Annotated in this window: 10 protein-coding genes; 6 read left to right on the top strand and 4 right to left on the bottom strand. The window is 68.7% G+C overall.

Annotated elements, in window-relative coordinates; genetic code table 11:
• Window positions 1-93: 93 nt before the first annotated feature.
• Window positions 94-786 (top strand): ribosome hibernation-promoting factor, HPF/YfiA family, encoded by a 693-nt coding sequence (gene hpf, locus ACYVO6_RS22665; RefSeq protein WP_461063888.1) that lies wholly within the window; start codon window positions 94-96, stop codon window positions 784-786.
• Between the two features lie 232 nt (window positions 787-1,018).
• Entirely contained in the window at window positions 1,019-1,783 is a 765-nt protein-coding gene (locus ACYVO6_RS22660; protein ID WP_461063864.1) for a response regulator, read from the top strand.
• Window positions 1,784-1,830: 47 nt separating this feature from the next.
• Here ACYVO6_RS22660 and ACYVO6_RS22655 read toward each other — a convergent pair whose 3' ends face one another.
• Window positions 1,831-3,033 (bottom strand): winged helix-turn-helix domain-containing protein, encoded by a 1,203-nt coding sequence (locus ACYVO6_RS22655; protein ID WP_461063862.1) that lies wholly within the window; start codon window positions 3,031-3,033, stop codon window positions 1,831-1,833.
• A 78-nt stretch (window positions 3,034-3,111) separates the two neighbouring features.
• Window positions 3,112-3,690 carry a GNAT family N-acetyltransferase gene (locus ACYVO6_RS22650; RefSeq protein WP_461063860.1) on the bottom strand — a complete coding sequence of 193 codons (579 nt, stop codon included), beginning with the start codon at window positions 3,688-3,690 and terminating at the stop codon, window positions 3,112-3,114.
• A gap of 243 nt (window positions 3,691-3,933) precedes the next feature.
• Between ACYVO6_RS22650 and secA the strand changes: the two genes are divergently transcribed.
• The gene (secA, locus tag ACYVO6_RS22645) at window positions 3,934-6,789 is read left to right on the top strand and encodes a preprotein translocase subunit SecA (RefSeq protein WP_461063858.1); all 2,856 of its coding nucleotides are present in this window, start codon (window positions 3,934-3,936) and stop codon (window positions 6,787-6,789) included.
• A gap of 217 nt (window positions 6,790-7,006) precedes the next feature.
• Here secA and ACYVO6_RS22640 read toward each other — a convergent pair whose 3' ends face one another.
• Window positions 7,007-7,624 carry an Rv3235 family protein gene (locus tag ACYVO6_RS22640; protein ID WP_461063856.1) on the bottom strand — a complete coding sequence of 206 codons (618 nt, stop codon included), beginning with the start codon at window positions 7,622-7,624 and terminating at the stop codon, window positions 7,007-7,009.
• Between the two features lie 324 nt (window positions 7,625-7,948).
• Here ACYVO6_RS22640 and ACYVO6_RS22635 point away from each other — a divergent pair, with 324 nt between their 5' ends.
• Both ACYVO6_RS22635 and ACYVO6_RS22630 read left to right on the top strand, forming a co-directional pair.
• Window positions 7,949-8,464 carry a DUF6912 family protein gene (locus tag ACYVO6_RS22635; RefSeq protein ID WP_461063854.1) on the top strand — a complete coding sequence of 172 codons (516 nt, stop codon included), beginning with the start codon at window positions 7,949-7,951 and terminating at the stop codon, window positions 8,462-8,464.
• 99 nt (window positions 8,465-8,563) lie between these two features.
• The gene (locus ACYVO6_RS22630) at window positions 8,564-9,229 is read left to right on the top strand and encodes an HAD family hydrolase (RefSeq protein WP_461063852.1); all 666 of its coding nucleotides are present in this window, start codon (window positions 8,564-8,566) and stop codon (window positions 9,227-9,229) included.
• Window positions 9,230-9,316: 87 nt separating this feature from the next.
• Here the strand turns inward: ACYVO6_RS22630 and ACYVO6_RS22625 are convergent, their stop codons facing one another.
• Window positions 9,317-9,883 carry a DJ-1/PfpI family protein gene (locus tag ACYVO6_RS22625; protein ID WP_461063850.1) on the bottom strand — a complete coding sequence of 189 codons (567 nt, stop codon included), beginning with the start codon at window positions 9,881-9,883 and terminating at the stop codon, window positions 9,317-9,319.
• Between the two features lie 766 nt (window positions 9,884-10,649).
• Here ACYVO6_RS22625 and ACYVO6_RS22620 point away from each other — a divergent pair.
• On the top strand, window positions 10,650-15,590 hold the full coding sequence (locus ACYVO6_RS22620; protein WP_461063848.1) for an NAD-glutamate dehydrogenase: 4,941 nt from the start codon (window positions 10,650-10,652) through the stop codon (window positions 15,588-15,590).
• The last annotated feature ends 12 nt before the right edge of the window (window positions 15,591-15,602 follow it).

The following is a 15,602-nucleotide window of genomic DNA, read 5'->3' as shown; positions in this document are numbered from 1 at the left end:
ATCAAGTCCGAGGCTCTGGGACTTGCCGGAGCCTGGTGCAAAAAAGGGAGTTGCTCCGCACCGATGCGGAGCGATCCGGGAACGGAGTTCTGCGTGGACATCGTCGTCAAGGGCCGCAAGACCGAGGTGCCAGAGCGGTTCCGCAAGCACGTGGCCGAGAAGCTGAAGCTGGAGAAGATCCAGAAGCTCGATGCCAAGGTGATCAGCCTCGACGTCGAGGTGTCCAAGGAGCCCAACCCGCGACAGGCCGACCGGTCCGACCGAGTGGAGATCACGCTGCACTCCCGCGGCCCGGTGATCCGGGCGGAGGCAGCGGCCAGCGATGCATATGCGGCGCTCGACCTGGCGGCGGACAAGCTGGAAGCCCGGCTGCGCAAGCAGCACGACAAGCGCTACACGCGCCGTGGTGCCCGTCGGCTCACGGCAGCTGAGGTCCCCGACCACGTTCCGGGTGCGGCGACACTGAACGGGAACGGCAACGCCGTCCACGAGGAAGAGCCCGACGGAGTGCCGACCAAGAAGATCGGCTCCCTCGAGGTAAAGGGTGAAGGCCCCCTCGTTGTGCGCGAGAAGACTCACGTCGCCTCTCCGATGACCCTCGACCAGGCTCTCTACGAGATGGAGCTGGTCGGGCACGACTTCTATCTTTTCGTCGACTCCGAGACCAAGGAACCGAGTGTCGTCTACCGGCGGCACGCATACGACTACGGCGTCATCCACCTCAGCACGGACCCGATGGTCGCCCAGGCGCACAAACCCCCGACGGGCGGAGCGCTCGGCGGCTGACCTTGCCCAATGAGGTCCCCCAGCCTTCGGCCGGGGGACCCCCAGCCGGTGCCCCTGGGGGTGCACGTGCACCCCCAGGGGCACCGGTGTACGACCCCTCACGCCCCGCTACGTCACCGCACTGTCGTCCGGGCATGAAATCATGGCCGCACCGGGCCCCAACCGGTGGGCCGTTGCCTTGGATTGGCGATGGCACAGGAACAAAAGGCCACGGCCTTCAGGGGGAGGAACGATGGCGGACAGCTTCGGACCGGTGCAGAACGAAGATGCTGGCGACGGCGTCGTCGGCATGGGCCCGGACGCGGGCTCCGGCCCGAACGCGGCCCCCCCACGCAAGGAGCCGATCCGGGTCCTTGTCGTGGACGACCATGCCCTTTTCCGCCGCGGCCTGGAGATCGTGCTTGCCGCCGAGGAGGACATCCAGGTCATAGGGGAGGCGGGTGACGGGGCCGAGGCGGTCGACAAGGCCGCCGACCTGCTGCCCGACATCGTGCTGATGGACGTACGCATGCCCAAGCGCGGCGGTATCGAGGCGTGCACGTCCATCAAGGAGGTGGCCCCCAGCGCGAAGATCATCATGCTGACGATCAGCGATGAGGAGGCCGACCTCTACGACGCGATCAAGGCGGGCGCGACCGGCTATCTCCTCAAGGAGATCTCCACGGACGAGGTGGCCACGGCCATTCGTGCCGTCGCCGACGGGCAGTCGCAGATCAGCCCCTCGATGGCGTCCAAGCTGCTCACCGAGTTCAAGTCGATGATCCAGCGCACCGACGAGCGGCGTCTGCTGCCGGCGCCCCGGCTCACCGACCGCGAGCTGGAGGTCCTCAAGCTGGTGGCCACGGGGATGAACAACCGGGACATCGCCAAGGAGTTGTTCATCTCCGAGAACACCGTGAAGAACCATGTACGCAACATCCTGGAGAAGCTGCAGCTGCACTCCAGGATGGAGGCCGTGGTGTACGCGATGCGGGAGAAGATCCTCGAGATCCGTTGAGCCCGCCGCGCCCGCCGCGCCGAAACGGCGCGGTACAGCAGTTGCCGTCAGGACAGTGCGCGGGCCAGCTCTCGCGTCAGCGGTTCGCGCAGCTCAGGGGGATCCACCCGTTCCACCCGTACGTCCGTGCAGTCCACCCAGCTCGCGGCCTCGATCAGGGCCTGGGCCACCGCAGGAACCGCCTTGGAGCTGTCGAGGGTTATCTGCTTGGCCACCAGTGTCCGGCCCTCGCGGGCCGGGTCCACTCGGCCGACGAGGTGGCCGCCGGCGAGGACCGGCATCGTGAAGTAGCCGTACACCCGCTTCGGCTTGGGGACGTAGGCCTCCAGGCGGTGGGTGAAGCCGAAGATCCGCTCTGTGCGGGCTCGCTCCCAGATCAGCGAGTCGAACGGGGACAGCAGCGTCGTACGGTGGCGGCCGCGCGGCGTGGTCTCCAAGGCCGCCGGATCGGCCCAGGCGGGCTTGCCCCAGCCCTCGACGGTCACCGGGACCAGTCCGGAGTCCGCTATCACCGCGTCGACCTGGTCGCCCCTGAGGCGGTGGTAGTCGGCGATGTCCGCGCGCGTGCCGACGCCCAGCGCCTGGCCCGCGAGCCGGACCAGGCGGCGCAGGCACTCGGTGTCGTCCAGCTCGTCATGGAGCAGCGCCTCCGGGACGGCGCGCTCGGCGAGGTCGTACACCCGCTTCCAGCTGCGACGCTCGACGCACACCACCTCGCCGTACATCAGCGCGCGCTCGACGGCGACCTTCGTGCCCGACCAGTCCCACCACTCGCTGGTCTTCTTCGCGCCGCCCAACTCCGTGGCCGTAAGAGGGCCTTCGGCTCTCAGCTGCTTGATGACCTGGTCGTACGTGCCGTCCGGGAGCTCGTGGTTCCAGTGCGGGCGGGCGCGGTAGGCGCGGCGGCGGAAGGCGAAGTGGGGCCACTCCTCGATGGGGAGGATGCAGGCGGCGTGCGACCAGTACTCGAAGGCATGGGGTCGTGCCGGAGGCGCGCCAGAAGATGCAGTGGTCCAGTAGGCCTTGTCCACCGTCTTGCGGTCGACGGCGCCGAGGCGGGCGTACGGGATGAGTTCGTGGGAGCGGGCGAGAACCGAGATCGTGTCGAGCTGGACCGCTCCCAGGTGCCGCAGCACGCCACGCACGCCGGTCTTGCGGTCGGGGGCGCCGAGGAACCCCTGGGCGCGCAGGGCGATACGGCGGGCCTCGTCTGCGGAGAGTTCGGCGGTGGGGCGAGGGAGACTCGTCATGGCCCGCACGATAGGCGGTCCCACTGACAATCGGGCCTGACCTGCGAAGATCGCCTCAGAAGCGCCAGGTGCCGGGCTTCAGTCCCGCTGTGGAGCCGGCAGGTACGGCGCCGTCGACGGCAGCCCCAGATCGGACGGGAGCAGGGAGCCGACCCAGCAGTCACGGCGTACGCCCTTGTTGTTGATGCCGGAGCGAAGGACGCCCTCGATGCTGAAGCCGGCGCGTTCGGCGACCGTACGGGAACCCGCGTTGCCGACCTCGGCCCGCCACTCCACGCGGTCGATCGCCCGGTCCGTGAAGGCCCAGCGGGACGTGGCGACCACGGCCTCGGTGATGTAACCGTTGCCCCGGTGCTGCTTCGTCGCCCAGAAACCGATCTCACCGACACCCAGGGAACGCATGGTGAGGCCGACCGTGCCGACGAGTTCGCCGGCGGCGGGCAGGAAGATGCCGAACGTGAACATCGAGGAGTCGGCCCAGCCGTCGGGCACTATCTGCTCGGTGAAACCCGTCGCGTGCTCCCGCAGATAGGGCGAGGGGATCGGGATCCAGCGCTGGATCTCGGGGTCCTGGCAGGCGTCGTACACGGCGTCGGTGTCGTGCGGGCCCACCGGGCGCAGAAGGAGCCGCTCAGAGGTCAGCTTTACGGGGTCCATTGCCCGATTCTGCTCGGCCTGCCCCGAGGAAGCCATCACTTTCGCCCTGAGTGAGGGCTCGGTTACTTTTCGTTTTGCGGGCGCGGCACCTTCGGCAACTCCCGTCCGTTGTCCTAGTGGCTGTCACGGGCAGACCTCCCGGCGCGGTGGGGTCCTCGCTTACGATGGCCGTTGCTCAAGCTGTGATTTGAAACTGTTGTTGAACCCGACCGTCCGGCCCGACCGGCAAGGAGACAAACCCCCGTGTCCGTCCTCTCGAAGATCATGCGTGCAGGCGAAGGCAAGATCCTGCGCAAACTGCACCGCATCGCGGACCAGGTCAACTCCATCGAAGAGGACTTCGTCGACCTCTCCGACGCCGAGCTGCGGGCCCTCACGGACGAGTACAAGGAGCGGATCGTCGAGGCCCTCGCCGACGAGCCCGACGAGTCGAAGCACGACGCGGTCGTGACGAAGGCTCTCGACGACCTGCTCCCCGAGGCGTTCGCGACCGTCCGCGAGGCCGCCAAGCGCGTCCTCGGCCAGCGGCACTACGACGTCCAGATCATGGGCGGCGCCGCCCTGCACATGGGGTACGTCGCCGAGATGAAGACCGGTGAGGGCAAGACCCTGGTCGGCACCCTGCCCGCGTATCTGAACGCGCTGTCCGGCCGGGGCGTCCACCTCATCACGGTCAACGACTACCTGGCCGAGCGCGACTCCGAGATGATGGGCCGCGTCCACAAGTTCCTGGGCCTGGACGTCGGCTGCATCCTGGCCAATATGACGCCGGCCCAGCGCCGCGAGCAGTACAACTGCGACATCACGTACGGCACGAACAACGAGTTCGGTTTTGACTACCTGCGCGACAACATGGCGTGGTCGAAGGACGAACTGGTGCAGCGGGGCCACAACTTCGCGATCGTCGACGAGGTCGACTCCATCCTCGTCGACGAGGCCCGTACGCCGCTGATCATCTCCGGCCCGGCCGACCAGGCCACCAAGTGGTACGGCGACTTCGCCAAACTGGTCACGCGCCTGAAGAAGGGCGAGGCGGGCAACACCCTCAAGGGCATCGAGGAGACCGGGGACTACGAGGTCGACGAGAAGAAGCGCACCGTCGCCATCCACGAGTCCGGCGTCACCAAGGTCGAGGACTGGCTGGGCATCGACAACCTCTACGAGTCGGTGAACACCCCGCTGGTGGGCTATCTGAACAACGCCATCAAGGCCAAGGAGCTCTTCAAGAAGGACAAGGACTACGTCGTCATCGACGGCGAAGTCATGATCGTCGACGAGCACACCGGCCGTATCCTCGCCGGCCGCCGCTACAACGAGGGCATGCACCAGGCCATCGAGGCGAAGGAAGGGGTGGACATCAAGGACGAGAACCAGACGCTCGCCACGATCACCCTGCAGAACTTCTTCCGCCTCTACGACAAGCTCTGCGGCATGACCGGTACGGCGATGACCGAGGCAGCCGAGTTCCACCAGATCTACAAGCTCGGTGTCGTGCCGATCCCGACCAACAAGCCGATGATCCGCAAGGACCAGTCGGACCTGATCTACCGCACCGAGGTCGCCAAGTTCGACGCGGTCGTCGACGACATCGCCGAGAAGCACGAGAAGGGTCAGCCGATCCTCGTCGGCACCACCTCGGTCGAGAAGTCCGAATACCTCTCGCAGCAGCTCAGCAAGCGCGGCATCCAGCACGAAGTGCTGAACGCGAAGCAGCACGACCGTGAGGCGACGATCGTCGCCCAGGCCGGCCGCAAGGGCTCCGTCACCGTCGCCACGAACATGGCCGGACGAGGTACGGACATCAAGCTCGGCGGCAACCCCGAGGACCTCGCCGAGGCGGAGCTGCGCCAGCGCGGCCTCGATCCCGAGGAGCACATCGAGGAGTGGGCCGCGGCGCTGCCCGCCGCCCTGGAGAGGGCCGAAAAGGCGGTGCGGGCCGAGTTCGAGGAGGTCACGGACCTCGGCGGCCTCTATGTCCTTGGCACCGAGCGGCACGAGTCGCGTCGTATCGACAACCAGCTGCGCGGCCGTTCGGGCCGTCAGGGCGACCCCGGTGAGTCCCGCTTCTACCTCTCCCTGGGCGATGACCTGATGCGGCTGTTCAAGGCCCAGATGGTCGAGCGCGTGATGTCGATGGCGAACGTCCCGGATGATGTGCCGATCGAGAACAAGATGGTCACGCGCGCGATCGCCTCCGCCCAGTCGCAGGTCGAGCAGCAGAACTTCGAGACCCGGAAGAACGTCCTCAAGTACGACGAGGTCCTCAACCGGCAGCGTGAGGTCATCTACGGAGAGCGGCGCCGCGTCCTGGAGGGCGAGGATCTGCAGGAGCAGATCCAGCACTTCATGGACGACACGATCGACGCGTACATCGATGCCGAGACCGCCGAGGGCTTCTCCGAGGAGTGGGACCTGGACCGGCTGTGGGGCGCCTTCAAGCAGCTCTACCCGGTGAAGGTCACCATCGAGGAGCTCGAGGAGACGGCAGGCGACCGCGCGGGTCTCACCGCCGAGTTCATCTCCGAGTCCATCAAGGAAGACATCCACGAGCAGTACGAGGCGCGTGAGGCGCAGCTCGGCTCCGAGATCATGCGGGAGCTGGAGCGCCGGGTCGTGCTGTCGGTCCTGGACCGCAAGTGGCGCGAGCACCTCTACGAGATGGACTACCTCCAGGAGGGCATCGGCCTGCGTGCGATGGCCCAGAAGGACCCGCTGGTCGAGTACCAGCGCGAGGGCTTCGACATGTTCACCGCCATGATGGACGGCATCAAGGAGGAGTCCGTCGGCTACCTGTTCAACCTGGAGGTCCAGGTCGAGCAGCAGGTCGAGGAAGTCCCGGTCGAGGACACGAGGCCGTCGCTCGACAAGAAGGAGGACGCCGTGCCCGCGGGTGCGCGTCCGGAGATCCGCGCCAAGGGCCTCGAGGCCCCGCAGCGGCCGGACCGTCTGCACTTCTCCGCGCCGACCGTGGACGGCGAGGGCGGCGTCGTCGAGGGCGACTTCACCAGCGACGAGGAGCCGGTGCGCTCCGAGTCGGACGGCCTCACGCGCGCGGAGCGCCGCAAGCAGCAGAAGGGCGGCCGGCGCCGCAAGAAGTGACGGTTCGCTCCGCTAGGTTGAGCTGGTTGAGCGGGGGTCAGATGTGAAGGGCCGGGCACCTTGGGGTGCCCGGCCCTTCGGGCTGTTGGGTGTCGAGGGCTCGGTTCGAAGCTGCGGGTTCGTTGTGGCTGGTCGCGCAGTTCCCCGCGCCCCTAAGAGGCCTGCGGCCTCCTAAGGGGCGCGGTACTGCGCCGGACTTCGGCAAGCCCGCTTGGGCTCAGTTGTCGTCCGTACGCGGCATGCGGGCGCCGCCCAGTTCTACCGCTGTGCAGCGCCAGCGGAGGTCCTGGCCCTTCTCCAGGCGGAAGGCCATGGCGCGGAGCTGGTCGCCCGCGCCGATACGGGCGAAGGCCTCGATCGCGCCCGGGCGGGGGACCTCGTAGCCGACGTCGCGGACGACAGGGCGGGTGCCGTGGGTGCGGAGGGGGCCGCGTTCGGCGAGCCAGGCCAGTTCGTCGTACGCCCGGCCTGCCGTGTGCCGGAGCATGCTGTGAACGGGACGCTGCCCGCTCAGCACGGCGAGCAGGAGGTCGGCGAAGAGGTCGGTGGGACGAGGCTGCGGGGGCGTCCTGAGCGGACTTCGAGCGGGCGCCGTGCGGCGAGGGCTCGCAGTCCGGGGCGGGTTGCCGCCGGGCAGGGTCCGGGAGGTACGCGCAGTGCTCCCGCCGGGCCCCGTGCCAGGGCTGCCACCGGCGTTCCCGCCCCGCGGCGAGCTGCCCGGTGTCTCCCTGCCCGGCGTCGTGCGTGGGGTGGTTCCGGCGGGGCGGCGGGTGTCGTGGCGGCCGGGTGGGCGGGTGCCCGGGTTGCGCTTCGTCCTGGTCATCACCTTGTTCATGGCGCTGTCCCCGCTCGCTGGGCCCGAGTAGATACCGGGCGGTAACTTTGCTGTTGGGGATCTTGTACGGGGCCGGAGCGGGCGGCTGCAAGGACGTCGGCTGCGCGCCGTGGGGGCCGGAATCTTCACCTATCAGGGTGACGAAGGCCTGCGAGAGCCATGGCAGGGCTGGGGTGTACCGGGTGAGACCCCGGCCTTGTGGTTGACGTCGTACGAGGGGATCGCCCGGACTCGAAAGGGGACCTCCCGCACGTATCCTGAAGGTCCTTCCGGAGGCGCGGGACAGCCCTCCTCGGAGCGCTCCGACTACGAAAGCGGCCAGCCATGCGCGTCTACGTCCCTCTGACCCTCTCCGGTCTCGCCGAGGCGTACAAGACGGGCGAGCTCGGGGCCGGGCCCTTCGTCGCGTACGCCGTCACGCCCGCCTTGCGCGAGTGGTATCTGTCCGACGACATCGAGGAGTTGGAGTACGCGGCGCTGAACCGGGCCGCGCTCGCCTCGCTGCGGCTGCTCGCGCTCGACCCGGGGGCCGTGCGGCGACGCGTGGTCGTCGCCGTCGACGTCCCGGAGGGGGCCGCGGTCGCCGATCCCGACCGTGGGCTCGACCCCGGCTCGCTCGGAGAGGTGCGGGTCGACGGGCCCGTGCCGCTGACCAAGGCCGCGGCCGTGCACGTCGACTCGGGCGAGGCCGAGGCGGATGTCACGGCGGCGGCGGACGCGCTGGGCGCGGCGGACACGGGTGACGACGACGCGCAGTTCGTCGTGGACGGGGCCGAGGACCACGAACTGCTGTGGTTCGCCACACAGGAGATCCCGAACCTGGTGGGGCTCGGGGACTGACCCGAACCTGGTGGGACTCGGGGCTGAGGGGAATGAGCCAAGGCCGGCGGTGAAGAAATACCGATGGCGTTGTCAGTGCGGGCGGGTACGTTCTTTGGCATGGGGAAGCACAAGGCAGCGCACATCGTGTGGGACTGGAACGGCACTCTGTTCCACGACAATGCGGCCATCATCGGGGCGACGAACGCGGCGTTCGCCGAGCTGGGGCTGGAGCCGATCACGCTGGAGCAGTACCGGGAGCTGTACTGCGTTCCGGTGCCGAAGTTCTACGAGCGGCTGATGGGCCGGCTGCCCACGGACGCGGAGTGGGAGGTCATGGACGAGACGTTCCATCGGTACTACACGGAGCACCGGATTGGCTGCGGGCTCACCGACGGCGTTCCGGGGCTGCTCGCCGAGTGGGCTTCGGCCGGGGGCAGCCAGTCGCTGCTGAGTATGTACGGGCATGACGAACTCGTCCCGCTGGTACGGGACTTCGGGATCGAGTCGCACTTCATACGGGTCGACGGGCGCACCGGGCCGTCCGGCGGCAGCAAGGCCGAGCACATGGTGCGGCATGTGGGGGCGCTGACCGGCGTGGAGCCCGCTCGTACGGTCGTGATCGGCGACGCGGCGGACGACGCGCTCGCGGCCCGGCATGTGGGGGCGCGGGCCGTGCTGTACACCGGGGGCTCGCACAGCCGGGCCAGCCTCGAAGCGATAGGGGTCCCTGTCGTGGACAGCCTGGAGGAAGCGGTCGTGGAGGCGGAGCGGCTGGCGGCGTGAAGGGGCGTACAGGGGCGTACGAGGGTGATGGACCCGTGACGTACGCCCCGTCGAAGTCAGGTCAGCCGAAGCCGAGGTCAGGTCAGGTCAGGTCACAGGAGCCTTCGCTCGTAGCACCGTGAGGAACTCCCGCATCCAGCTGGAGTGGTCCGGCCAGACGCGCGACGAGACGAGGGTGCCGTCGACCACGACCTCGGCGTCCTGGAAGGTGGCGCCTGCGGCCTGCATGTCCAGCTCCAGCGCCGGGTACGCCGTGACGCGGCGACCCCTCAGGCCGTCGATCGCTGCGGTCAGCAGGGGACCGTGGCAGATCTGGGCGACGGGTTTGTCCGTGTCGAAGAAGGACTTCAGGATCTTGCGGAGTTCGGGGTCGTTGCGGAGGTACTCCGGTGCCCGGCCGCCGGGGATCACCAGGGCCACGTACTGGCCGGGGTCGACCTCCGAGAAGGCCAGGTCGGCGGGCCAGGTGTAGCCGGGCTTCTCCGTGTACGTGTCGAAGCCGGGTTCGAAGTCGTGGACGACGAAGCGGAGTTGCTTGCGGGCAGGGGCGGCGATGTGGACTTCGTAGCCCTCTTCGCGCAGGCGCTGGTAGGGGTACAGGACCTCCAGTGACTCCGCGGCGTCTCCGGTGACGATCAGGATCTTCGCACTCATGTCACTCCGCTCCCTTCGCCGGGATCCGTCCCGCCCAACGTGCCTCCACGTCGGGGCTTTGCCAAGGGGCTGCGCGCTGGGGTTTGCGTTGAGCTGGGGGACTCGGGTGCTCGGCTGCGGATGTGGTGGACGGGTGGGTTCTCACTCCCCACCCTCAAGCCGCACACGCTCCCGCGCCACCCGGCCGCTCCGCTGGAGGTGCGGTGATGAAGTGCGGGCCGGTGGGGGCTGGTCGCGCCCGCGCGGCGGAGCCGCACATTGATACAGCCCCGCGCCCCTCACGGGGCGCCTCGCCACCCGGAGGCCTCAGGCGCACGCCCACCCACCACTCGGAAGCCCCGAGCCGCCCGCTTCTCTACGCCCCGTAAGCCCCAAGCGCCCGCTCGTAAGCCCCCGCGCATTGTGCAGACTGTCAAAATCCCACCCCCTCTTTTGTACACATACGGCTCATGACGGAGGCCCCGTGCGGAGCGATAGCCTTGTCACGTGATCAGCGCGATATGTCGCGGGGGCGTCTGTCTTCCCGCTTTGCGCCCGGACCGCACGGACGACATCCGTGGCCGGGCGGTCGCTGGTCTTCGCGGGCGATACGGGTCACCGAGAGCAGTCTCACAGTCTCCGGCGGTGCCGAACATGGCCGATAACGCCTCGCCCCTCTCTCATCGCGGCATAGCGTCGAACCAGACCGGACACCCCGCGTCGCGGCGCTACGTCACTTCACGTTTTTCGGCGTCACGCAACGGCGCGCGACAGGAGCCAGAGGAAAATGCAGACCAAGCTGGACGAAGCCAAGGCCGAGCTGCTCGAACGGGCCGCCCGGGTAGCTGAGAACAGCCCGGCCGGGGTGCATCTACCGACCGGGCCGAAGGACGAGGGCACCTCCGGCACCCCGGACCACGACACCGTGCTCGCGTTCCTCCAGCGCTACTACCTGCACACCGCCCCGGAGGACCTCACCGACCGTGACCCGGTCGATGTCTTCGGAGCCGCCTTCTGCCACTACCGGCTGGCCGAGAACCGCCCTCAGGGCACGGCCAATGTGCGGGTCCACACCCCGACCGTCGAGGAGAACGGCTGGACCTGCAGCCACTCCGTCGTCGAGGTGGTCACCGACGACATGCCCTTCCTCGTCGACTCCGTGACCAATGAGCTGTCGCGGCAGGGGCGCGGTATCCACGTCGTCATCCACCCCCAGTTCGTCGTACGGCGCGATGTCACCGGCAAGCTCATCGAGGTCCAGCCCACCCGGCCCGCCGCCGAAGACCTGCCGCACGACGCCCACATCGAGTCCTGGATCCACGTCGAGATCGACCGCGAGACCGACCGCGCCGACCTGAAGCAGATCACCGCCGACCTGCTGCGCGTGCTCTCCGACACCCGCGAGGCCGTCGAGGACTGGGAGAAGATGCGTGACGCCGCGCTGCGTATCGCCGATGACCTGCCGACCGAGCCCACCGCCGACGATCTGCGCGACCAGGACGTCGAGGAGGCCCGCGAGCTGCTGTGCTGGCTGGCCGCCGACCACTTCACCTTCCTCGGCTACCGCGAGTACGAGCTGACGGAGGACGACTCCCTCGCCGCCGTACCCGGCACCGGCCTCGGCATTCTGCGCGCCGACCCGCACCACAGCGGCGACGACGCCCACGGCCACTCGCACTCCTTCAGCCGGCTCCCCGCCGACGCGCGCGCCAAGGCCCGCGAGCACAAGCTCCTCATCCTCACCAAGGCCAACAGCCGCTCCACCGTGCACCGGCCGTCCTACCTCGACTACATCGGCGTGAAGAGGTTCGACGAGAACGGGAACGTCATCGGTGAGCGGCGCTTCCTCGGGCTGTTCTCCTCCGCCGCGTACACCGAGTCCGTACGCCGTGTGCCGGTCATCCGCCGCAAGGTCCAGGAGGTCCTCAAGGGCGCGGGCTTCTCGCCCAACAGCCACGACGGGCGCGATCTGCTGCAGATCCTGGAGACGTACCCCCGTGACGAGCTGTTCCAGACGCCGGTCGACGAGCTGCGGTCCATCGTCACCTCCGTCCTCTATCTGCAGGAGCGCCGCCGGCTCCGCCTCTACCTGCGCCAGGACGAGTACGGCCGCTACTACTCGGCCCTCGTCTACCTGCCGCGCGACCGCTACACCACCGCCGTACGCCTGCGGATCATCGACATCCTGAAGGAGGAACTCGGCGGCACCAGCGTCGACTTCACCGCCTGGAACACCGAGTCGATCCTGTCCCGGCTGCACTTCGTGGTCCGCGTCCCGCAGGGCACCGAGCTGCCGCAGCTGTCCGACGCCGACAAGGAGCGCATCGAGGCGCGGCTCGCCGAGGCCGCCCGCTCCTGGGCCGACGGTTTCGCCGAGGCGCTGAACGCCGAATGCGGCGAGGAGCGCGCGGCCGAACTGCTGCGCCGGTACGGGAACGCCATCCCCGAGGGCTACAAGGCCGACCACAACCCGCGCGCGGCGGTCGCCGACCTGGTGCACCTGGAGCAGCTCGGCGACGGCAAGGACTTCGCGCTCAGCCTGTACGAGCCGGTGGGCGCCGCGCCCGGCGAGCGCCGCTTCAAGATCTACCGCACCGGAGCGCCGGTCTCTCTCTCCGCCGTCCTGCCGGTCCTCACCCGGCTCGGCGTCGAGGTCACCGACGAGCGCCCGTACGAGCTGCGCTGCTCGGACCGTACCTCCGCCTGGATCTACGACTTCGGCCTGCGCGTGCCCCCGTCCAAGGGCAGCGGCGACTATCTCGCCGACGACGCCCGTGAGCGCTTCCAGGACGCCTTCTCGGCGACCTGGACGGGGCAGGCCGAGAACGACGGCTTCAACTCCCTCGTCCTGAGCGCCGGGCTGAGCTGGCGGCAGGCCATGGTGCTGCGGGCGTACGCGAAGTACCTGCGCCAGGCCGGCTCCACCTTCAGCCAGGACTACATGGAGGACACCCTCCGCAACAACGTCCACACCACCCGGCTGCTCGTCTCCCTCTTCGAGGCGCGGATGTCCCCGGACCGCCAGCGGGCGGGTACGGAACTGACCGACGCCCTCATCGAGGAGCTGGACGCCGCCCTCGACCAGGTCGCCTCCCTCGACGAGGACCGGATCCTGCGGTCGTTCCTGACCGTCATCAAGGCGACCCTGCGCACCAACTTCTTCCAGGAGGCGGCGGGCGGACAGCCGCACGAGTACGTCTCCATGAAGTTCGACCCGACGGCCATCCCCGACCTTCCGGCGCCGCGTCCGGCTTACGAGATCTGGGTGTACTCACCGCGTGTCGAGGGCGTCCACCTGCGGTTCGGGAAAGTCGCGCGCGGCGGTCTGCGCTGGTCCGACCGCCGTGAGGACTTCCGCACCGAGATCCTCGGCCTGGTCAAGGCGCAGATGGTCAAGAACACCGTCATCGTGCCGGTCGGAGCGAAGGGCGGCTTCGTCGCCAAGCAGCTGCCGGACCCGTCCGTGGACCGCGACGCCTGGCTGGCGGAGGGCATCCGCAGCTACAAGACCTTCATCTCGGCGCTGCTCGACATCACCGACAACATGGTGGCCGGAGAGGTCGTACCGCCCGCCGACGTCGTACGGCACGACGAGGACGACACCTACCTCGTCGTCGCCGCCGACAAGGGCACCGCGACCTTCTCGGACATCGCCAACGAGGTCGCGCAGAGCTACAACTTCTGGCTCGGCGACGCCTTCGCCTCGGGCGGCAGCGCCGGCTACGACCACAAGAAGATGGGCATCACCGCCCGAGGCGCCTGGGAGTCCGTGAAGCGGCACTTCCGGGAGCTGGGCGTGAACACCCAGACCGACGAGTTCACCGTCGTCGGCGTCGGCGACATGTCGGGTGACGTGTTCGGCAACGGCATGCTGCTGTCCGAGCACATCCGTCTGGTCGCCGCCTTCGACCACCGGCACATCGTCATCGACCCGAATCCGGACGCGGCCACCTCGTACGCCGAACGCCGCCGCCTCTTCGAGCTGCCGCGCAGCTCCTGGGCCGACTACAACAAGGAGCTGCTGTCACAGGGCGGCGGCATCTTCCCGCGTACCGCCAAGGCCATCCCGCTCAACACCCATATCCGCAAGGCCCTCGGCATCGAGGACCGCGTCGCCAAGATGACCCCCGCCGACCTGATGCGGGCCATCCTCAAGGCACCGGTCGACCTGCTGTGGAACGGCGGCATCGGTACGTACGTGAAGGCGTCGACCGAGACGCACGCGGACGTCGGCGACAAGGCGAACGACGCGATCCGCGTGGACGGCGCCGACCTCAGGGTCAAGGTCGTCGGCGAGGGCGGCAACCTCGGCCTGACCCAGCTCGGCCGGATCGAGTTCGCGCAAGCCGGCGGCAAGGTCAACACCGACGCCATCGACAACAGCGCGGGCGTGGACACCTCCGACCACGAGGTGAACATCAAGATCCTGCTCAACGCGGTCGTCGCGGACGGCGACATGACCGTCAAGCAGCGCAACAAGCTGCTCGCCGAGATGACCGACGAGGTCGGCGGGCTGGTCCTGCGCAACAACTACGCGCAGAACGTGGCGCTCTCCAACGCACAGGCCCAGTCCCCGGACATGCTGCACGCCCAGCACCGCTATCTGCGCCATCTGGTGCGCGCCGGGCACCTCGACCGGGCCCTGGAGTTCATGCCCACCGAGCGCCAGATCCGGGAGCGCCTCAACACCGGGCACGGCCTGACCCAGCCGGAGACGGCCGTCCTCCTCGCGTACACGAAGATCACGGTCGCCGACGAGCTGCTGCACACCTCGCTGCCCGACGACCCGTATCTGCGGAGCCTGCTGCACGCGTACTTCCCGACCGCGCTGCGCGAGCAGTTCCTCGGGCAGATCGACAGCCACCCGCTGCGCCGTGAGATCACCACGACGGTGCTGGTCAACGACACGGTCAACACGGGCGGTACGAGCTTCCTGCACCGGCTGCGCGAGGAGACCGGAGCCTCCCTTGAGGAGATCGTCCGGGCGCAGACCGCGGCCCGCGCGATCTTCGGGCTGAGTGAGGTGTGGGACGAGGTCGAGGCGCTCGACAACAGGGTCGCCGCGGCCGTCCAGACCCGTATCCGCCTGCACTCCCGTCGTCTCGTCGAGCGCGGCACCCGCTGGCTGCTCAACAACCGGCCGCAGCCGCTCGAGCTCGCCGAGACGATCGACTTCTTCAGCGAGGGGGTCGCACGGGTCTGGGCCGAGCTGCCCAAGCTGCTGCGCGGCGCGGACCTGGAGTGGTACCAGCGGATCTACGACGAGCTGTCGGCCGCCGATGTCCCGGACGAGCTCGCCCAGCGCGTCGCCGGGTTCTCCGCGGCCTTCCCGGCGCTCGACGTCGTCGCGGTGGCCGACCGCACCGGCAAGGACCCGATGGACGTCGCCGAGGTGTACTACGACCTCGCCGACCGCCTCCGCGTCAGCCAGCTCATGGACCGCATCATCGAGCTCCCGCGCGCCGACCGCTGGCAGTCCATGGCCCGCGCCTCCATCCGCGAGGACCTGTACGCGGCCCACGCGGCGCTCACTTCCGACGTCCTCGCCTTCGGAAACGGCGCGGCCACACCGGAGCAGCGCTTCAAGGCCTGGGAGCAGAAGAACGCGGCGATCCTGGGCCGGGCCCGTACGACCCTGGAGGAGATCCAGAGCTCGGAGTCCTTCGACCTGGCGAACCTGTCGGTGGCGATGCGGACGATGCGGACGATGTTGCGTACGCATTCGTAGGCGGTACGCACG

Source organism: Streptomyces pseudoechinosporeus (assembly GCF_054783935.1).
This window is presented reverse-complemented; position numbering and strand designations above follow the sequence as displayed.